The following is a 19,232-nucleotide window of genomic DNA, read 5'->3' as shown; positions in this document are numbered from 1 at the left end:
CGAACCTGCTAAACGCCGTGCGCGATGGCTTCCGATCCCCTCGATGTACGCGAAGAGGCCCCGCGCGGCGGCCGCCTGCGCGGGCTGTGGCAGCGCCGGCTGGTACGCTGGGCGACCTATCTTCTCGCGCTGCTGGTCGTCGCTTTCGGCGTCTTCTGGCTGGTTTTCGCGCGCGACCTGCCCTCGGTCGAGAAGCTCAAGGCCTATGAGCCGCCGCTGCCGACCAACGTGCGCAGCGCCGACGGCGCGCCGGTCTATTCCTACGCGCGAGAGCGCCGGGTCGAGCTGGCCTATAACGAATATCCGCCGCTGTTGGTGAAGGCGTTCCTCGCCGCCGAGGATCGCACCTTCTTCGAGCACCACGGCGTCGACTTCCCCGGCCTGGCCGGTGCGGTGTTCGACTATGCGCGTAAGTTCGGCAGCGGCCAGCGCGCCAAGGGCGGCTCAACGATCACCCAGCAGGTCGCCAAGAATTTGCTGATCGGCAACGCTTACTCGCCCACGCGCAAGATCCGCGAGGCGTTGTTGGCGTACAAGATCGAGGAGACGCTGACCAAGCAGCAGATCATCGAACTGTATCTCAACCAGATCTTCCTCGGTCGCAACGCCTATGGCGTCGAGGCCGCGGCGCACGCCTATTTCGACAAGGAACTGGGCGAGCTGACGCTGGGGCAGATGGCGTATCTCGCGATCCTGCCTAAGGGCCCTTCCAATTACGACCCGTTCCGCGACACGGATCGCGCGCTGACGCGGCGCAATTACGTGCTGCGCGAGATGGTGCGCAACGGCTTCGTCACGCAGGAGCAGGCGCGGGTCGCCGCGGCCGAGCCGATCGGCGCGATCACGCGGCGCACGCCCAAGTTCGAGCGCGTCGGCGGCTATTTCGTCGAGGAGGTGCGGCGCGAGCTGATCGACAAGTTCGGCGAGACGTCGCAGGACGGCCCGCACAGCGTCTACGCCGGCGGCCTGTGGGTGCGCACCTCGCTCGACAAGCGCATCCAGGGCTTCGCCGCCGAGGCACTGCGCAACGGCCTGCTGCGCTTCGACAGCGGTCGCGGATGGTCGGGACCGCTCCGCCACGTCGATGTGGACGGCGACAAATGGTACGGCGCGCTGCTCAACACCAACATCTCGCTCGATTACAGCGACTGGCGCGCCGCGATCGCGATCGCGCGCGATGGCAATGCGTGGCGGATCGGCTTCGCCGACGGCACCACCGGCGAGCTGCCGCGCGACGCCGCGCAGATGCCGGTGCGCAACGTCGGCGGCGCGGCGTTCACCGCGATCGAGCCGGGCGACATCATCGCGGTGGCGCCCGCGGGGCGGCGCTTCGCGCTGCGCTCCGTGCCGAAGATCTCGGGCGGCTTCGTCGTGCAGGAGCCGATGACGGGGCGCATCCTTGCGATGCAGGGCGGCTTCGACTCCAGCGTCCAGTCGTTCAACCGCGCCACCCAGGCGATGCGCCAGCCGGGCTCGACGATCAAACCGATCGTCTATTCCGCCGCGCTGGAGAACGGCATGACGCCGGCCTCGATCATCGTCGACGGGCCGTTCTGCGTCTACCAGGGCGCCGCGCTGGGCAACAAATGCTTCCGCAACTTCGGCAACTCGCGCGGGGCCGGGCCGCACACGATGCGCTGGGGCATCGAGCAGTCGCGCAACCTGATGACGGTGCGCACCGCCGCGCAGACCGGCATGGGCAAGGTCGTCAAGCTGATCAAGGGGATGCAGATCGGCGACTATGCGCCTTATCTCAGCTACGCGCTGGGCGCGGGCGAGACCACGGTCGAGAAGATGGTCAACGCGTACGGCGTGCTCGCCAACTGGGGCCGCTGGCACGACCCGACGCTGATCGACTTCGTGCAGGATCGGCGCGGTCAGGTGATCTGGCCCGAGAATTGGCGCGCCTGCGACGGCTGCAACATGCCCGACTGGAACGGCCGCGCCATGCCGCGCCTGCCGACCCGCGGCCACCAGGTGATGGACGCGATGAGCGCCTATCAGATGGTGCACATCACCGAGGGCGTGATCCAGCGCGGCACCGCCACGGCGCTGCGCGATCTGAACCGCCCGATGTTCGGCAAGACCGGCACCAACAATGGCCCCACCGACGTGTGGTTCATCGGCGGCACGCCGCAGATGATTGCCGGCCTGTATCTCGGCTTCGACACGCCGCGCAGCCTCGGCGGCTACGCGCAGGGCGGCACGGTGGCGGTGCCGGTATTCAAGGAATGGGCGCAGAAGGCCTATGAGGGCCTGCCCGTGCTGCCGTTCCGCGCGCCCGCGGGGATCCGCATGGTGCGGATCGACCGCGCCTCGGGCCGGCCCGTCTACGGCACCTTCCCGACCGGCGACGATCCCAAGCCCGCGGTGATCTGGGAGGCGTTCAAGCCGCAGAGCGAGGCGCGCCGCGCCCGCCGCGTCGGGCCGACCGCCGCCCCGAGCACCGCGCCCAGCGCCGGGACGACCGGCGCGCCCGCGAGTGACAGCGACTTCTTGCAGAGGCAGGGGGGCATCTACTAAGTCGTCGGGCTGAACATTCTTTCGTCATCCCAGCGTCGGCCGGGATCGCCGGCCACGATGCGATCCCCGTGCCGCGCGAGATTCTGGCGCCTGCTGGATGACGTGACCGCTGGAGATACCCTATGCGCGCCGAAGCGCAGGCTCATGTCGACACCATCAACGCGGCGCTGGCGCTGCTGCGCCAGTCGCTCGACTGGGACCGCGCGCTGCGCCGGCTCGACGAGCTCAACGCGCGCGTCGAGGACCAGTCGCTCTGGAACAATCCCAAGGAAGCCCAGGCTGTGATGCGCGAGCGTCGCCGCCTCGATGAGGCGATCGGCGCGACCCGCGCGATCGAGCGCGAGCTGGCGGACACGGTCGAGCTGATCGACATGGCCGAGGCCGAGGGCGACGCCGAGATGGCGGACGAGGGCACCGACGCCCTCGCGCAGCTCGCCGAACGCGCGCAGGCCGACAAGGTGAAGGCGTTGCTCTCGGGCGAAGCCGACGCCAATGACACCTATCTCGAGATCAACGCGGGCGCGGGCGGCACCGAGAGCCAGGACTGGGCCGAGATGCTCCAGCGCATGTACACGCGCTGGGCCGAGCGCCACGGCTACAAGGTGGAGCTGGTCGACTATCACGCCGGCGAGCAGGCGGGGATCAAGTCCGCGACGCTGCTGGTGAAGGGCGAGAACGCCTATGGCTATGCCAAGGTGGAATCGGGCGTCCACCGGCTCGTGCGGATCAGCCCGTACGACAGCGCGGCGCGCCGCCACACCAGCTTCTCGAGCGTGTGGGTCTATCCGGTGATCGACGACAACATCGAGGTCGAGATCAACGAGAGCGATCTGCGCATCGACACCTATCGCGCGTCCGGCGCTGGCGGGCAGCACATCAACACCACCGACTCCGCGGTGCGCATCACGCACCTGCCGACGGGGATCGTGGTGCAGTGCCAGAACCAGCGCTCGCAGCACAAGAACAAGGCCGAGGCGTACAACCAGCTGCGCGCGCGTCTCTACGAGCGCGAGCTCGCCGAGCGCGAGGCGATCAGCAATGCCGAGAACGCCACCAAGACCGACATCGGCTGGGGCCACCAGATCCGCTCCTACGTGCTTCAGCCCTATCAGCTGGTGAAGGACCTGCGCACCGGCGCGACCTCGACCTCGCCGGGCGACGTGCTTGACGGCGATCTCGACACCTTCATGGCGGCGGCGCTGTCGCAGCGCGTGACCGGTGAGAAGGTCGCGGTGGAGGACGTCGACTAAGTGGCGCGCGTGCTCGCCCGCTCGGCGCTGCTCGCCGCGACGCTGCTGCTGGCGGCGTGCGACGGGACGCAGCCGCTGATCAAGCACGAGCCCAAGCAGCCCGGCCCCTTTCCCGAAGCCGACCGGCCGGTGGCGACGATCGTGTCGGCGCGCTGGTCGACCGAGGAGGCGCGCGATCGGCTCAACGAGGCCAGCCGCGTGATGGACCTCGCCGAGATCCGCAAGGGCATGACCGTCGCCGACCTGGGCGCGGGCGAGGGCTATTACACCACCCGTCTGGCGAGCCGCGTCGGCGCCGAGGGGCGCGTGCTGGCGGAGGACATCGTGCCCGCGGTGCGCGACGCGCTGGCCGAGCGGGTCACGCGCGAGCGGCTCGAGAATGTCAGCGTGCGGCTCGGCATGCCGGCCGACCCGCGGCTGCCCGAGAACAGCTTCGACCGGATCCTGATGGTGCACATGTACCACGAGATCGAGCAGCCGTACGAGTTCCTGTGGCGGATGCGGTCGTCGCTTCGGCGGGGCGGGCTGGTGGTGGTGGTCGATGCCAACCGCCCGACGCGCGACCACGGCACGCCCCCGGCGCTGCTCAAGTGCGAGTTCGCCGCGGTCGGCTATGCCCAGGTCGACTTTCGCGAAATGCGCTCGGCCGGTGGCTATTTCACGACCTTCCGCGCGGCGGGGCCGCGGCCCGACCCGGCCGCGATCCGCGCCTGTCGCATCAACGACGAGTCGAAGGCGGGGTAGGGGAAGGCCGTACCAGACCTCCATTGATATGCGGGACACCCTCCACCCCGGCGACCGCCGCGGTCCAGTTGGGGGACGTTAGTGAGTTTCACTCCGGCCTTTCCAACTGGATCCCGGCGTTCGCCGGGATGGTAGAAGATGAGGGCATCTATCCGAAGAGATGACGCCCGCCCCCGCATCCGCTACCACCTCGGCATGCCGCATCCAGAACAGCCCTATCTCGACCTGATGGCGCAGGTGCTCGGGCGCGGCGACGAACGCCTCGACCGCACCGGAGTCGGCACGCGTTCGCTCTTCGGCGCGATGCTGCGCTTCGACCTCGCCGACGGCGCCGCACCGATCCTCACCACCAAGCGGGTCTATTGGAAGACTGCGGTGAAGGAGATGCTGTGGTTCCTCACGGGCGGCACCAACATCCAGCCGCTGCTGCGCGACAACGTCCGTATCTGGACCGACTGGCCGCTCGACGCCTATCGCCGCGAGACGGGCGAAGAGATCGCGCAGGAGGAGTTCGAGCGCCGCATCGTCACCGACGATGATTTCGCCGCGCGCTGGGGAGAACTCGGTCCGGTCTACGGCAAGCAGTGGCGGCGCTGGCTGGGGGCGGACGGTCGCGAGTACGACCAGATCGCCGAGCTCGTCCGCACCCTGCGCGAGAACCCGACGAGCCGCCGCATGCTGTTCCACGCCTGGAACGTGCCCGAGCTTGGGGCGATGGCGCTGCCTCCCTGTCACATGGTCTACCAATATCACGTCGCCTCGGGCGGCCGGCTCAACTGCCTGCTATACCAGCGCTCGGTCGACCTGCTGCTCGGCGCGCCATTCAACTTCGTCGGCGCGGCCGCGCTGCAGCTGATGCTGGCGCAGCAGGCGGGTCTCACGCCGGGCGAGCTGGTCTGGGTCGGCGGCGACGTGCATCTCTACCTCAACCACCTCGAGCAGGCACGGGAACAGCTACGTCGCCCGCCACGCACGGTGCCGCGGATGCGCCTTACGCGACGACCCGACACGATCGACGGTTACGCGATCGGTGACTTCGCGGTGGAAGGCTATGACCCGCACGGCCCCATAAAGGCCGACGTCGCGGTGTGATGTGGAGGCGTGCTGGAGCGGTCGTCCGGCTCGACGGCGACGTGCCCGTTGCGCGGACGTGACCGGCAGCGTTGAAGGTCCCGCCGGTTTTTCGCGCCGCTCAGTCGTCGACGCCCAGCAGGTCGCGCGCCGCCGCCTGGAGCAATTCTTCGACGGCGGGATGATACCAGGCCTGGTCGGCGAAGGTCGCCACGTTGGTCCCGCGCTCGATCGCCAGCGCGACGAGATGGCCCAGATGCTCGCCGCCCGGTGCCGCGATGGCCGCGCCGATCAGCCGGTCGTTGGCGTCGCCGTAGAGCCGAACGAGCCCCTGGTCCTCGCCGTCGACGGTGGCGCGACCGTTGTCGCTCACCTTGGCCGCGCCGATCCGCGACCCCTCGGGCAGCGACTCGAAGTCGCATCCGACCGTCACGAGGTTCGGCTCGGTGAAGGCGATCGCGAAGGCGGGCAGCTCGCGCGGGGGCTCCCCGCCGGCGGCGACGTCGCCAGCGATCCGACCGCCCCGCGCGGCCTCGTGGAGCACCGGTCGCCACGCCCCCGCGTCGCCGGCGACGAAGATCGCGCTCTCGCCGCAGCGATGCGAGCGCGGATCGAAGTCGGGCGTGCCGTGCTCGTCGAGCGCGATCCCGGTGGTCTCCAACGCCAGCTCGGCGAGGCTGGGCGGGCGGCCGGTCGCGGCGAGGATCAGGTCGACGGTCGTCTCGCCGCCCTCCCATGTCAGGCGCGCGCGGCCGTCGTCGTTGGCCGAGGCCTCGGCCTCGACGCCGAGCGCGAGCGTCATCTCACGCCCGAGCGCCGCGACCGCGGCCCGGTTGACCGCCGGATCCTTGAGCCCGCCGACGCTCTCCCCGCCGTCGATCACCGTGACCGACACGCCGAGGCGGGCGAAGGCCTGGCCGAGTTCGAGCCCGAGCGGCCCGGCGCCGAGCACCGCGAGCGCGCGCGGCAGGCCGTCGAGATCGAAGATGGTCTCGTGCGTGCGGACGAGGTGGCGCACCGGGTCGAGCAGCTCGGGCACGGTCGGGTGACCGCCGGTCGCGATCACGATCCCGCGCCGCGCGGTGACGCGGGTATCGCCGACCATCACCGCGTCGGCCGCACAGAAGCGCGCGACGCCGTGGATCACGCGGTCGGCGGGGATGGCGTGATAGTCGTCGAGCACGGCCTGGACGAAGCGGTCGCGCTCGGCGCGCACCCGCTGCCACACGCGCGCCGCGTCGACCGTGACCGCGCCGGTGTCGACTCCGAACGCCGCCGCACCGCGCGCCTGGTTCGCGGCTCGGCCCGCGGCGATCAACAGCTTGGACGGCATGCAGCCGACGAGCGTGCAGGTCGAGCCGCCGGGGCCACGCTCGACGATCAGCGTATGAGCGCCGCGCGCGGCAGCGGCTTTATAGGCCTTCAGCCCGGCGGTGCCGGCACCCAGGATCAGCACGTCGCAGTCACGCGAGCCCATCGGTCATCCTCCACCCGTCGCTCCGGCGTGGATCGGGAGCCTCACGCGGCTGATCGAACGTGCCGGTGCTCACTAACGTTGCACATAGGTTAAGATATCGTGCCAGCCGGGGGAGACTCAGGGGATCAGCCGCTCCGAACGCAGCCGTTCGAACAGCGCGAAGAAGGCATCGTCGGTCGGCTGATAGGCGGTGAAGCCGAGGCGGCGGCTCTTGCTCATGTCGGTCACCACCTCGATCGGGCGGCCGAGATCGGCGTCGGTGTGCCAGGGGGAGGCGAGCCGCTCGAGCTCGGGCTCGGCCAGCCCCTCGCGCAGCGCGAGCTCGCGCCACAGCGGCGCGTCCTCCGCCATCTGCTGCTCGAGCGGGCGGACAATGCCGTCGAACGGCGCCGCCGCGACGTCGAACCAGCCCGCGATCCGCTCCCACATCCACTGCCAGCGAAAGAGGTCGCCGTTGACGACGTTGAACGCCTCGTCCTGTGCCGCCTCGGTCTCCGCCGCCCATAGCAGGTGGCGCGCGAGCAGGCCGGCGTCCGTCATGTCGGTCAGACCGGACCATTGCGCCGCCGAGCCCGGGAAGGTGAACGGGCGGCCGAGCTCGCGGCACAAGGTCGCATAGACCGCCAGCGTGGTCCCCATGTTCATCGCATTGCCGACCGCCTTGCCGATCACGGTATGCGGGCGGTGGACGCTCCAGCTGAAGCCGTCGCGCGCCGCCGCGGCGAACAGCTCGTCCTCCTGCGCGTAGTAGAAGTTCTCGACGTCGAGCCGGCCCTGCTCCTCGCGGAACGGCGTCTGCGGCAGCGTGCCCTTGCCATAGGCCTCGAACGGCCCGAGATAATGCTTGAGCCCGGTGACGAGCGCGATGTGGCGCGGCGCGGTCGGCGCGGGGAGCGCGTCGAGCAGGTGGCGCACCATCGCCGAGTTGACCCGGATGTTCTCCGCCTCGCTGTCCTGGCGCAGCCAGGTGGTGATGAACACCGCGTCGGGCGCCAGCGTGCCGATCGCCGCGCGCGTCGCCGCGGCGTCGCGCAGGTCGACCGCGACCGGGGTCACGCCGGGCAGGTCGATTGCGCGGCGCGCGAGCCCGTGTACCGTCCAGCCCTGCTCCACCAGCAGCGCCGCGGTCGCGCCGCCGACGATCCCGCTTGCGCCCACCACCAATGCCGTCTTCGCCACGTCAGATCCTTTCGTTCGTCGAGCGTTGAGAGGGAGCTAGGCAGCGGGGGCGGCAGCTTCTAGACGGCACCCGAACGTGCCCTAGGCACCAGGAGGTGACCATGCACGCCGGCAGCCCCGATGAGGAATGGCGCGAGGATTGCGCGCCGCGCCGCGTGCTCGAGCTGTTCGCGACCAAATGGACCAGCATGGTGCTGCACACGCTCCACGCGCGCCACGGCGGCACGGCGCGCACCGGCGTGCTCCAGCGCAGCCTGCCCGGCATCTCGAAGAAGATGCTGACCCAGACGCTGCGCGAGATGGAGGCGAGCGGGCTGATCACGCGCCACGTCGAGACGGTGGTGCCGCCCGCGGTGGAATACCGGCTGACGCCGCTGGGCGAGCGCTTCGTGGTGCCGGTCGAGCTGCTCTACGCCTGGGGGCGCGACAACGCCGACGCGCTCGACTTCTTGGTGCCGCGACCGGGTTCGCGGCGGCGGTGAGGGGGGGGCAAGGCCCTAGTCGGCGTCATCCTGAAGTCGTTTCAGGATCCACGGTGCCGCGCACTTACACGCGGCGGCGCTCGCGGGCCGGTGGATCCTGAAACGAGTTCAGGATGACGGAAGAAGAGGGGTTGCCGACAAGCCACGCTTCAGGCGCTCACCGATCCGGGCACTCCCACGATCCCAGGGCGTTAGGGCGCGGTACCCGTCAGGAGATGCCGCATGCCCAACGTCGCCGAACTGCTCGTCGACACGCTCGCCCACGTCGGCGTGCGCCACGTGTTTGGGATCGTCGGCGACGCGCTCAACCCCTTCACCCACGCGATCGAGCAGGACGGCCGTGTCCAGTGGATCGGCGTCCGCCACGAGGAGGGCGCCGCGCTCGCGGCGGCGGGGCAGGCCAAGCTGACCGGCCAGCTCGCGGTCTGCTGCGGCACCACCGGGCCGGGCGGCAACCACCTCGTCGCGGGCCTGTACGAGGCGCGCAAGGATCATGCCCCCGTGCTCGCGATCACCGGCGGCGTACCCGGCGCGCACCGCGGCACCGACTATCTCCAGGAGGACTCGCCCGACCTGCTGTTTCGCGACGTCGCGGCTTATACTCAAACCGTCGCGGCGGCGGAGCAGGCGCCCGCGGTGTTCCACCAGGCGATCGCCGAGGCGTACGGGTCGCGCGGCGTCGCGCACCTCAACATTCCGCCCGACGTGTTCGCAGCGAGCGCGCCCGGCGTGGTGCCGAGCCTCGCCACTCTGCGTCCGCTGCCTGAGGTGGCGCCCGCCGAGGCCGACGTCGCCACTGCCGCCGCGCTGATCGCGGAGGCGAAAAGCGTCGCGATCTTCTGCGGCGCGGGCTGCCGCGGCGCCGCCGAGGAGCTGCGCCAACTCGCCCAGCGGCTCCAGGCGCCGCTGCTCCACACCTATCGTGGCAAGGAGATCATGGCCTATGACGAGCCCTATTGGATCGGCGGCGTCGGACTGATCGGCGGGACCGCGGGCACCGACGCGGTGCAGCAGGCCGAGCTGCTGGTGATGCTCGGCACCGACTACCCGTACGTCGACTTCCTGCCCAAGCATGGCAACGTCATCCAGGTCGACGAGCGCGCGCTCGCGATCGGGCGCCGCGCGCCGGTGACGCTCGGCGTGGTCGGCTCGGTGCGGCCGACGATCCGGGCGCTGCTCGAGCGGCTGCCGCAGCGCACCGACACCGCCTTCCTCGACCGCGCGCAGCAGCGTCGCGCCGCCTGGGACCGCATGCTCGACGAGCGCGCCGACCCCGCGCGCTCGGGCGACAAGATCCACCCGCAGGCGGTGGCGCGCGCGGTGAGCGACCGCGCCGCGACCGACGCGGTCCTCGTCACCGACACCGGCGAGGTGACGCTCTGGGCGGCCAATTGGCTGCGGCAGACGGGTCGGCAGCGGATCACCGGTTCGTTCAACAACGCCGCGGTGGGCACCGGCATGGGGATCGCCAACGGCGCGCAGCTGCTCGACCGCCAGCGGCAGGTGATCCTCCACGTCGGCGACGGCGGCCTGACGATGCTGCTGGGCGAGTTCATGACCGCCGTCGAGCACGAGCTGCCGGTGAAGGTGGTGGTGTACGACAATTCCGGCTGGGGGCTGGTCCACCTCGAGATGGAGGGGGCGGGGCTGCCCGCCGCCAAGGGCACCGGCTTCCCCAACCTCGACTTCGCCGCCTTCGCGCGCGCGTGCGGCGCGCAGGGTTTCACCGCGCGCGACGCCGCCACGCTGGACGCGACCGTGGCCGAGTTCCTCGCGGTGCCGGGGCCGGCGATCCTGCATGCCTTGGTCGACCCGGCCGAGGTGCCGGCCATGCCGCACGTCGACGCAAAGCAGGCGCTGCGCTTCGGCATCGCCAAGGTGCGCGAGCTGATCGGGCGGTGAGAGGATGGGGGCGGGGCGGGGTACGGGTGCGCGCACCCACTCGCGGCCGTCATCCCGGACTTGGTCCAGGATTCACCTTCCGCGTCCTCAGCCAGCGTCGGCGCGCGCCGAGGGGTTAGCGCCGGAACAAGTCCGGGATGGCGGGGAACAGGTGCCGCTCGTCCTCTCTTCGTCATGCCGGGCTCGACCTGGCATCCATGCCGCGCCGATCGCCACACCCGTCAGCGAGTGCTGGATCATGGATCCCGGCTCGAGGCCGGGATGCTGAAGGTTGCTGGCACCGCCGGCCGCCGCCCGCTACCACGCCGCGGATGATCACCTTCGTTCTCGCGCGCGCCGACAACGGCGTCATCGGCATGGACGGGCGGCTGCCGTGGCACCTGCCCGCCGATCTCCGGCGCTTCAAGGCGCTGACGATGGGACAGGCGATGGTGATGGGGCGCAAGACCTTCGAGAGCTTCCCTTCTCCGCTGCCCGGCCGCCGCCATGTCGTGCTCACGCGTGACCCGATGTGGCGGGCGGAAGGCGCCGAGGCGGCGCATACGCCCGACGCCGCCCTCGCGCTCGCGCGCGGCGGCGACCCGGACGCGCGCGTCGCGGTGATCGGCGGTGCCGAGATCTTCGCGCTGCTGCTCGACCGCGCCGATCGCGTCGAGCTCACCGAGGTCCATACCGAACCCGCGGGCGACGCGATCGTGCCGGCCTTCACCGGCTGGCGCGAAATGGCGCGCGAGTCGCACGCGGCCGAGGGCGAGCGCCCCGCCTACGACTTCGTCACGCTGGCACGGTGACGCTGGCACCGCGCCGGCCGAGCCGCTAAGGCGCCGCGCATGGAGCGGCTTGACGGCGGCTCGGCGGTGCCGGCCGGGCTGGCCGGTGGGATCGTCGCGCTGGGCAATTTCGACGGTTTTCACCTCGGTCACCAGGCGGTCGTCGGCCGCGCGGTCGAGCGCGCGCGCGCGGAAGGCAGGCCCGCGCTGGTCGCCACCTTCGACCCGCATCCGGTGCGCTATTTCCGCCCGGATACGCCGCCGTTCCGCCTGACCACGCTCGACCAGCGCGCGCGCCTGTTCGCCGCCGCGGGGGCGGACGCGATGGTGGTGTTCCACTTCGACGAGACGCTCGCCGGACTCCACGCCGACGCCTTCGTCGCCGAGCGGCTGATCGGCGCGCTGCGCGTCGGCGGGGTCGTCACCGGCGAGGACTTCACCTTCGGCCATCGCAAGAGCGGCGACATCGCCACGCTGCGGGCCGCGGGCGCGGCGCACGGCTTCTCGGTCGACACCGTCGGCGCGGTGATGCTCGACGGCGAGCCGGTCTCGTCCACGCGCGTCCGCGCCGCGCTCGGCGCGGGCGACCCGTGCGGCGCGGCGCGGCTGCTTACCCGGCCGTTCGCGATCGAGGGGCTGGTGCAGCACGGCGACAAGCTCGGCCGCACGATCGGCTATCCCACCGCCAACCTCGACATGGGCAAGTATCTGCGCCCCGCCTACGGCATCTACGCGGTGCGCGGGCGGCTGGCGGACGGGCGCGTGCTTGACGGCGCCGCCAACCTCGGGATCCGCCCCAGCTTCGACCCGCCCAAGGAGCTGCTCGAGCCCTTCTTCTTCGACTTCTCGGGCGACCTCTACGGCCAGCCACTCGAGGTCGAGCTGATCGACTATATCCGGCCGGAGGCGAGATTCGACACGCTCGACGCGCTGGTGGCGCAGATGGACTCGGATTGCGCGAGAGCGCGGGCGTTGCTGGCGCGCTGACGCGGCGCTAAGGCCATGCCCCACATGGCCGACGCACCCGACACGCCGCGCGACTGGCGCAACACCGTCTTCCTGCCGAAGACCGACTTCCCGATGAAGGCGGGGCTCGCGCAGAAGGAGCCCGCGATCCTCGACCGCTGGAAGCGGATCGGGCTGTACGAGCGCCTGCGCGAGCAGCGCCAGGGGCGCGAGCGCTGGATCCTCCACGACGGCCCGCCTTACGCCAACGGCGACATCCACATGGGCCATGCGATGAACAAGGTGCTGAAGGACGTGACCGTCCGCAGTCGATCGCTGATGGGCTATGACGCACCCTACGTGCCCGGCTGGGACTGCCACGGCCTGCCGATCGAGTGGAAGGTCGAGGAGGCGTATCGCGCCAAGAAGCTCGACAAGGATCAGGTGCCGGTCGCGCAGTTCCGCGCCGAGTGCCGCGCCTATGCCGACAATTGGGTGCAGATCCAGAAGGAGCAGTTCCAGCGGCTCGGCGTGACGGGCGACTGGGACAATCCCTATCTCACCATGCGCTACGAGGCCGAGGCGGTCATCGCGGGCGAGCTGCTCAAATTCGCCGAGAGCGGCCAGCTGTATCGCGGCGCCAAGCCGGTGATGTGGAGCCCGGTGGAGAAGACCGCGCTGGCCGAGGCCGAGGTCGAATATGAGGACGTGGTCTCGACGCAGATCGACGTCGGCTTCGAGGTGATCGACTGCCCCGAATATCCGGGGCTGGCCGGCACGCTGGCAGTGATCTGGACGACCACGCCGTGGACGATCCCGGTCAACCAGGCGCTCGCCTACGGTTCGGCGATCGACTATCTCCAGTTCGAGCACGAGGGCCGGCGCTATCTCGTGGCCGAGCCGCTGCTGCCCGCCTTCACCAAGCGCACCGGCATCCCGATGGGGAAGATCGTCGCGCTCATCAAAGGCCCGGTGCTGGAGGGCGCGACCGCGCGCCACCCGATGCATCACCTCGGCGGCTTCTTCGCGACGCCGCGGCCGTTCCTCGAGGGCGAGTTCGTGACCACCGACGCGGGCACCGGGCTGGTCCATATGGCGCCCGACCACGGCGAGGACGACTTCCTGCTGTGCAAGGCCAACGGCATCGAGCCGGTGTTCGCGGTCGACGCCGCCGGCTTCTACCGCGCCGACTGGGCCTGGCTCGGCGGGCAGGGCAGCGTGATCAACAAGAAGTTCGTCGCCAGCGAGGGGCCGATCTGCGCCGACCTGCGCGCGTCGGGCGCGCTGCTCGGCGCCAGCGACGATTTCGCCCACAGCTACCCGCACTCGTGGCGCTCCAAGGCGAAGGTGATCTTCCGCGCGACCCCGCAGTGGTTCATCCCGATGGACCTCCCCTCCCCTTCAGGGGAGGGTCCGGGGGTGGGGCCTCTCGGTCTCACCGAGACCGACGCGCCTGCGGAAGCGCCCCACCCCGACCCCTCCCCTGCAGGGGAGGGGCTTAGTTACGGCAACGCCGCAACCCTTCGCCAGCTCGCGCTCGACGCGATCGCGCGCACCCAGTGGGTGCCGCCGCGCGCGGAGAACCGCATCCGCTCGATGGTGGAAGGGCGCCCCGACTGGGTGATCAGCCGCCAGCGCGCCTGGGGCGTGCCGATCGCGCTCTACGTGAACCGCGCCACCGGCCAGTATCTCAACGACCCGGCGGTCAACGCGCGGATCGTCGCCGCCTTCCGCGACGGCGGCGCCGACGCCTGGTTCACCGCCGACCACCAGGCGCTGCTCGGCGCGGCGCACGACCTCGCCGACTATGAGCCGGTGAACGACATCCTCGACGTGTGGTTCGACTCGGGCTCGACCCACGCCTTCGTCGTCGAGGCGCGCTACGGCGAGGGCACGCGTGCCAACCTCTACATCGAGGGCTCCGACCAGCATCGCGGCTGGTTCCAGTCGTCGCTGCTGGAAAGCTGCGGCACGCGTGGACGGGCGCCCTATGACGCGGTGCTCACCCACGGCTTCGCACTCGACGGCCAGGGCCGCAAGATGTCGAAGAGTCTCGGCAACGTCGTCGACCCGCTGAAGGTGATCGGCGAGTCGGGCGCGGACATCCTGCGGCTGTGGGCGGTGTCGACCGATTATTTCGACGATATCCGCATCGGCAAGGAGGTGCTCGCCACCGCCTCGGACTCGTACCGCAAGCTGCGCAACACCTTCCGCTACCTGCTCGGCGCGCTCGACGGCTTCGCCGAGGAGGAGCGCGTGCCCGTCGCCGAGATGCCCGAGCTGGAACGCTACGTGCTCCACCTGCTCCACGCGCTCGACATGGAGCTTCGGGAGGCGGCGCGCGGCTTCGAGTTCAACCGCTATGTCCGCCTGCTCGCCGACTTCGCCAACGAGGATTTGTCGGCCTTCTTCTTCGACGTGCGCAAAGACTCGCTCTATTGCGACGCCGCCGACGACGTGAAGCGGCGCGCCTATCGCACCGTGCTGGATGTGCTCTTCCACGCGCTGGTGCGCTACGCCGCGCCGGTACTGGTCTTCACCGCCGAGGAGGTGTGGCAGGCGCGCTTCCCCGACGAGGCGAGCTCGGTCCATTTCTTGGAGTGGCCGATCCTGCCCGATCCCGCCGCCGAGGACCTCTCCGCACGCTGGCAGGCGGTGCGCGCGCTGCGCGTCCGCGTGACCGAGGCGATCGAGCCGCTCCGCCGCGAGAAGACGGTGCGCTCCAGCCTGGAGGCCGAGGTGACCGTGCCCGACCTTCCGCTCGACGCCGCGCAGCTCGCCGAGGCGTTCATCGTGGCGAAGGTGACGCCGGGCGGGAGCGTCGACGTGACCCGGACCGACTATCACAAGTGCGGCCGCTGCTGGCGGCACCTCCCCGAGGTGACGGTCGACGACGCGCTGTGCGACCGCTGCGCCACCGTGGTGGGGGAGGGCGCGTGAGCCGCTCGCTGCCGCGGCTCGGGCTCGCGATCGCGCTCGTCGTCTTCGTCGTCGACCAGCTCGTCAAATGGGTCGTCACCGGCCCGCTCGCGATCGACTTCCTCGGCGCCTATCGCGAGATCCTGCCGATCTTCGACCTGCGCTTCACCAAGAACGAGGGCGTGTCGCTCGGCATGCTGCGCGCCGAGACCGACACGATGCGCTGGCTGCTCGTCGCCTTCACCGGCGCGATCGCGGTGGCGGTGGCGGTGTGGATGTTCCGCGAGGAGAAGACTGGCGAGCAGGCCGCGCTGGGCCTCGTGCTGGGCGGCGCGCTCGGCAACATCCTCGATCGCGTGCGGCTGGGCTATGTGGTCGACTTCGCCGACCTCCATTTCGGCGAGTGGCGGCCCTTCCTGGTCTTCAACGTCGCCGACGCCGCGATTACGATCGGCGTGCTGATTCTGCTGGTGCGCGCGCTCCTGATCCGCGAGAAGCGCCCCGATCCTTCGGAGAATGTCCATGCGTAAGTCTGTCGTCGCGGTGTCCGGTATGGCGATGCTCGCCCTGCTCGCCGGCTGCGGCAAGCGCGGCTACGACCGCGCCCGCCCCGACGAGTTCGCGGTGGCGCGCCAGGCGCCGCTGATCATCCCGCCCGACTTCGCGCTGGTGCCGCCGCAACCGGGCGCCGCGCGCACCCAGGGCAACAACCCGCAGGCGCAGGCGATCGACGCGCTGTTCGGCGGCCCCGCGCAGCGCAGCGCCGCGGAGGCCGGCGTGGTCGACCAGGCCGGCGGCACCGGCGCGGCGCCCGCGGGCATCCGTTCGGAAGCGGGCGACCCGAAGACGAACGTCGTCGACAAGGGGCAGACCACGCGCGACATCATCGCCGCGCCGCAGGGTGACGGCCAGGACGCGCGCGCGAGCGCGGGTGCTGCCGCGAGCGCCCCGGCGACACCGGCGCCTGCCACGCCGACACCGACGCCGCAGTAGTAAGGGCGCGGGCGCCGGGCCTCATCTCAACGACGGGGCCGCGCATCCTAACGACGGGGCCGTGCTCCGGCGAACGCCGGAGCCCAGGGCGGCAGGAGTAACGCTCGTGGCTCTGGGCTTCTGCATGCGCAGGAGCACGGGAGAGGTCGGACGTTCGCGACCTCAATCCGTCATGCCAGGCCTGACCCGGCATCCATCGTGCCCCGAGCGTCGCTGCCGGCGTGTGAGCGGCACCATGGATCGCGGCTCAAGCCCGGGATGACGGTTGTCGGCGGCCTGGCCGAGTAGCCGCGCCTAATTGCTACCCTTCCATCACCGCGCGCCACGCCGCCAGCCCGCGCTCCAGGTCCGCGATCAGGTCGTCCGGATCCTCGAGTCCGATCTGCAGGCGCACCAGCGGTCCCTCGAACGCGCACTCCGTCGCGCTGCGATGCCGCTGCGGGTCGATCGGCACCGCGAGGCTCTCGAACCCGCCCCAGCTATAGCCGATGCCGAAATGCTCGAGCGAGTCGATCAGCGCCGCGCGCGCCGCGTCGCTGCCCCCGGCGAGCACGAACGAGAACAGCCCCGACGCGCCCGCGAAATCGCGCTGCCACAGCTCGTGTCCGGGGCACGACGGCAGCGCCGGATGGAGCACCCGCGCCACCTCGTCGCGACCCTCCAGCCAGCGCGCCACCGTCAGCGCGCTGCGCTCGTGCTGCGCCAGTCGCACCGCCATCGTGCGCAGCCCGCGACTGCCGAGGAAGGCGTCGTCGGCGCTGATCACCTGGCCGAGCTGGAAGCTGGTGTCGCGCAACGCCGCGAACCGCCCCGACGCCGCGGTGACCGAGCCCATCATCACGTCCGAATGGCCACCGACATATTTGGTGCAGGCGAGCACCGAATAATCGACGCCGAGTCCGATCACGGGGAACAGCAGCGGCGTCGCCCAGGTGTTGTCGATCACCGTCGCCACCCCGCGCGCCTTGGCGGCGGCGACGATCGCGGGCACGTCCTGCACCTCGAAGGTGAGGCTGCCGGGGCTCTCCATGAAGATCGCGCGGGTGTGCTCGCCGATCAGCCCGGCGATGCCCGCGCCGATCAGCGGGTCATAGTAGCGGGTGGTGATGCCCATGCGCGCCAGCAGCTTGTCGGCGAGCGAGCGGGTCGGATCATAGGCGCTGTCGACCAGGAGCAGCTCGTCGCCGGGCGACAGCAGGGTCAGCAGGCAGGCCGCGATCGCCGCGACGCCCGAGGGATAGAGGAAGGTCGCCTCGGCGCCGGGCTCGAGCTCGGTGAGCGCGTCGGCGAGGCTCCACTGCGTCGGCGTGCCGCGGCGGCCGTAGAACAGGCGGTGGTGCGTGTCGCGCGCGCCGGTCGCGCGCAGGTGCGCCACGTCGTCGTAGAGGATGGTCGAGGCGCGCCACACCGGCGTGTTGACGACCCCGCCGGTCCACTCCTCGCGGCGCCCGGCCTGGACGACGCGCGTGGCGGGCTTGACCGGTTGGTCGCTCATGCCGCTCCCGTCGCCTTGGGCGTGCTCGGGTCCGCGCCCCACTCGGTCCAGCTGCCGTCATAGACGGCGGCGTCGCGCCCGAGCAGATGCGCGCCGAAGGCGAGCACGCTGGCGGTGATGCCTGAGCCGCAGGTCATCACCATCGGCCGATCGAGATCGACGCCGGCGTCGCGGAAGGCGGCGGCGAGCGCCTCGCCGCGCTTCCACCGGCCGTCCTCGTCGAACAGCCGCTTGTAGGGCAGGTTAAGCGCGCCGGGGATGTGGCCGGGGGCGACGCCCGCGCGCGGGTCGAGCTCCGCGCCGGTGAAGCGCGCCGCCGAGCGCGCGTCGACGATCTGCTCGCTCGCGTCGCGCTGGATCGTGCGCATCGCGGCGAGGTCGCGCAGCCCCGTCGTGCCAGCGCCGGCGTCGAGCGCGTGCGGCGGCACCGTCGCCTCACCCTGCTCCAGCGGAAGACCCGCCCGCTTCCACGCCGCCAGCCCGCCGTCGAGCAGCGCGACCCGCTCGAAGCCGAAGGCGCGCAGCGTCACCCAGGCGCGCGCCGCGGTGTGATGCGGTGCGTCGTCGTACAGCACGATGCGGGTTGCGCGATCGATCCCGAGCCGGGCGGCGCGCTCGGCGAACTGCGCCGCGCCCGGCATGGTCGAGGGCAGGTCGCTCGCCGCGTCGGAGAAGCCGGCGAGGCCCATGTAGAGCGCGCCCGGCACATGGCCGGCGCGATACTCGGCGGCGTGGTCGCGCGGCGGCTCGCCGGGCAGCAGCGCGTCGTAGCTGGCGTCGAGCACGCGCAGGTCGGGAGCGCCGAGCTGATCAGCGAGCCATTCGGCGGAGACGAGTGGATCCATGTCCCTCTCATACGCCGCGCGCGCGGTGCGGCAACAGGTCGCATTCCGCGCCGCGTGCGCCTATGTGCGCGCGCATGACCCCGATGCACCTTGGCCAGAACAGCCCGCTCCCCGCCTCGCCGCGGGAAGCGGTGCTCGACTATGTCCCCAACCCGCGCCCCGGCCAGACCTATCTGGTGCGCTTCACCCAGCCCGAGTTCACCTCGCTCTGCCCGGTGACGGGGCAGCCCGACTTCGCGCACCTCGTGCTCGACTATGTGCCCGGCGAGACGATCGTCGAATCCAAGTCGCTCAAGCTGTTCCTCGGCGCGTTCCGCAATCACGCCGCCTTCCACGAGGATTGCACCGTCGGCATCGGGCAGCGGCTGTACGAGGAGATGCGCCCGCGCTGGCTGCGCATCGGCGGCTATTGGTACCCGCGCGGCGGCATGCCGATCGACGTCTTCTGGCAGTCGGCCGCGCCGCCGGCCGATCTGTGGCTGCCCGATCAGGGCGTTGCTCCGTATCGCGGGCGCGGTTGATCCTGATCAGCCGGTTCGAAGCTCCCGCGGTGCAGCAAATCTGCAACCAATCCTCTTATGGCTGGTTCAGAGGAGAGGCACGGCGTCACGTGGTGTCCGTGCTGCACCAGCGAAGG

16 protein-coding genes are annotated in these 19,232 nt (G+C 70.8%); 12 read left to right on the top strand and 4 right to left on the bottom strand.

Going from position 1 to position 19,232, the window contains the following annotated elements:
* Window positions 1-24: 24 nt before the first annotated feature.
* The 4 genes from KZ820_RS04630 to thyA all read left to right on the top strand — a co-directional run bounded on the left by KZ820_RS04630 (window position 25) and on the right by thyA (window position 5,609).
* On the top strand, window positions 25-2,523 hold the full coding sequence (locus KZ820_RS04630) for a penicillin-binding protein 1A (protein WP_219747456.1): 2,499 nt from the start codon (window positions 25-27) through the stop codon (window positions 2,521-2,523).
* 122 nt (window positions 2,524-2,645) lie between these two features.
* Window positions 2,646-3,773 carry a peptide chain release factor 2 gene (gene prfB, locus KZ820_RS04625; RefSeq protein WP_183921053.1) on the top strand — a complete coding sequence of 376 codons (1,128 nt, stop codon included), beginning with the start codon at window positions 2,646-2,648 and terminating at the stop codon, window positions 3,771-3,773.
* Complete coding sequence (locus KZ820_RS04620) at window positions 3,774-4,517, top strand: class I SAM-dependent methyltransferase (protein ID WP_219747455.1); 744 nt, start codon at window positions 3,774-3,776, stop codon at window positions 4,515-4,517.
* Window positions 4,518-4,712: 195 nt separating this feature from the next.
* Entirely contained in the window at window positions 4,713-5,609 is an 897-nt protein-coding gene (gene thyA, locus KZ820_RS04615) for a thymidylate synthase (protein WP_219747454.1), read from the top strand.
* Window positions 5,610-5,709: 100 nt separating this feature from the next.
* Here thyA and KZ820_RS04610 read toward each other — a convergent pair whose 3' ends face one another.
* Window positions 5,710-7,065 (bottom strand): dihydrolipoyl dehydrogenase, encoded by a 1,356-nt coding sequence (locus KZ820_RS04610; RefSeq protein ID WP_219747453.1) that lies wholly within the window; start codon window positions 7,063-7,065, stop codon window positions 5,710-5,712.
* Between the two features lie 117 nt (window positions 7,066-7,182).
* Window positions 7,183-8,244 (bottom strand): SDR family oxidoreductase, encoded by a 1,062-nt coding sequence (locus KZ820_RS04605; protein WP_219747452.1) that lies wholly within the window; start codon window positions 8,242-8,244, stop codon window positions 7,183-7,185.
* A gap of 101 nt (window positions 8,245-8,345) precedes the next feature.
* Between KZ820_RS04605 and KZ820_RS04600 the strand changes: the two genes are divergently transcribed.
* The 7 genes from KZ820_RS04600 to KZ820_RS04570 all read left to right on the top strand — a co-directional run bounded on the left by KZ820_RS04600 (window position 8,346) and on the right by KZ820_RS04570 (window position 16,255).
* Window positions 8,346-8,726, top strand: a complete 381-nt coding sequence (locus KZ820_RS04600) for a winged helix-turn-helix transcriptional regulator (RefSeq protein WP_219747451.1) — start codon at window positions 8,346-8,348, stop codon at window positions 8,724-8,726.
* Between the two features lie 222 nt (window positions 8,727-8,948).
* On the top strand, window positions 8,949-10,628 hold the full coding sequence (locus KZ820_RS04595; protein WP_219747450.1) for a thiamine pyrophosphate-binding protein: 1,680 nt from the start codon (window positions 8,949-8,951) through the stop codon (window positions 10,626-10,628).
* Window positions 10,629-10,939: 311 nt separating this feature from the next.
* Entirely contained in the window at window positions 10,940-11,419 is a 480-nt protein-coding gene (locus tag KZ820_RS04590; protein ID WP_219747449.1) for a dihydrofolate reductase, read from the top strand.
* 39 nt (window positions 11,420-11,458) lie between these two features.
* A complete protein-coding gene (locus tag KZ820_RS04585; protein WP_219747448.1) occupies window positions 11,459-12,385 on the top strand; it encodes a bifunctional riboflavin kinase/FAD synthetase in 927 nt (308 codons plus the stop codon).
* A gap of 24 nt (window positions 12,386-12,409) precedes the next feature.
* The gene (gene ileS / locus KZ820_RS04580; protein ID WP_219747447.1) at window positions 12,410-15,283 is read left to right on the top strand and encodes an isoleucine--tRNA ligase; all 2,874 of its coding nucleotides are present in this window, start codon (window positions 12,410-12,412) and stop codon (window positions 15,281-15,283) included.
* Window positions 15,280-15,792, top strand: a complete 513-nt coding sequence (lspA, locus tag KZ820_RS04575) for a signal peptidase II (protein ID WP_219747446.1) — start codon at window positions 15,280-15,282, stop codon at window positions 15,790-15,792. The genes ileS and lspA overlap by 4 nt, the downstream gene beginning before the upstream one ends.
* On the top strand, window positions 15,785-16,255 hold the full coding sequence (locus tag KZ820_RS04570; protein WP_219747445.1) for a DUF3035 domain-containing protein: 471 nt from the start codon (window positions 15,785-15,787) through the stop codon (window positions 16,253-16,255). Before lspA ends, KZ820_RS04570 begins: the two co-directional genes overlap by 8 nt.
* A gap of 301 nt (window positions 16,256-16,556) precedes the next feature.
* Here the strand turns inward: KZ820_RS04570 and metC are convergent, their stop codons facing one another.
* Both metC and sseA read right to left on the bottom strand, forming a co-directional pair.
* Window positions 16,557-17,750, bottom strand: a complete 1,194-nt coding sequence (gene metC, locus KZ820_RS04565; protein WP_219747444.1) for a cystathionine beta-lyase — start codon at window positions 17,748-17,750, stop codon at window positions 16,557-16,559.
* Window positions 17,747-18,595: a 3-mercaptopyruvate sulfurtransferase gene (sseA, locus tag KZ820_RS04560; protein ID WP_219747443.1), complete on the bottom strand. Its 849-nt coding sequence runs from the start codon at window positions 18,593-18,595 to the stop codon at window positions 17,747-17,749. The genes metC and sseA overlap by 4 nt, the downstream gene beginning before the upstream one ends.
* A 74-nt stretch (window positions 18,596-18,669) precedes the next feature.
* On the opposite strand from sseA, the gene queF reads away from it, so the two are divergent.
* Window positions 18,670-19,116 (top strand): preQ(1) synthase, encoded by a 447-nt coding sequence (queF, locus tag KZ820_RS04555; protein WP_219747442.1) that lies wholly within the window; start codon window positions 18,670-18,672, stop codon window positions 19,114-19,116.
* The last annotated feature ends 116 nt before the right edge of the window (window positions 19,117-19,232 follow it).

Origin of the sequence: Sphingomonas citri (genome assembly GCF_019429485.1) — a bacterium.
Taxonomy (GTDB): domain Bacteria; phylum Pseudomonadota; class Alphaproteobacteria; order Sphingomonadales; family Sphingomonadaceae; genus Sphingomonas; species Sphingomonas citri.
This window is presented reverse-complemented; position numbering and strand designations above follow the sequence as displayed.

Coding starts and splice junctions, on each gene's coding strand:
- thyA (WP_219747454.1), top strand. CDS start 4,713: ATGCCGCATCCAGAACAGCCCTATCTCGACCTGATGGCGCAGGTGCTC.
- KZ820_RS04585 (WP_219747448.1), top strand. CDS start 11,459: ATGGAGCGGCTTGACGGCGGCTCGGCGGTGCCGGCCGGGCTGGCCGGT.
- KZ820_RS04630 (WP_219747456.1), top strand. CDS start 25: ATGGCTTCCGATCCCCTCGATGTACGCGAAGAGGCCCCGCGCGGCGGC.
- queF (WP_219747442.1), top strand. CDS start 18,670: ATGACCCCGATGCACCTTGGCCAGAACAGCCCGCTCCCCGCCTCGCCG.
- KZ820_RS04610 (WP_219747453.1), bottom strand. CDS start 7,065: ATGGGCTCGCGTGACTGCGACGTGCTGATCCTGGGTGCCGGCACCGCC.
- prfB (WP_183921053.1), top strand. CDS start 2,646: ATGCGCGCCGAAGCGCAGGCTCATGTCGACACCATCAACGCGGCGCTG.
- KZ820_RS04600 (WP_219747451.1), top strand. CDS start 8,346: ATGCACGCCGGCAGCCCCGATGAGGAATGGCGCGAGGATTGCGCGCCG.
- KZ820_RS04590 (WP_219747449.1), top strand. CDS start 10,940: ATGATCACCTTCGTTCTCGCGCGCGCCGACAACGGCGTCATCGGCATG.
- ileS (WP_219747447.1), top strand. CDS start 12,410: ATGGCCGACGCACCCGACACGCCGCGCGACTGGCGCAACACCGTCTTC.
- KZ820_RS04570 (WP_219747445.1), top strand. CDS start 15,785: ATGCGTAAGTCTGTCGTCGCGGTGTCCGGTATGGCGATGCTCGCCCTG.
- KZ820_RS04595 (WP_219747450.1), top strand. CDS start 8,949: ATGCCCAACGTCGCCGAACTGCTCGTCGACACGCTCGCCCACGTCGGC.
- sseA (WP_219747443.1), bottom strand. CDS start 18,595: ATGGATCCACTCGTCTCCGCCGAATGGCTCGCTGATCAGCTCGGCGCT.
- metC (WP_219747444.1), bottom strand. CDS start 17,750: ATGAGCGACCAACCGGTCAAGCCCGCCACGCGCGTCGTCCAGGCCGGG.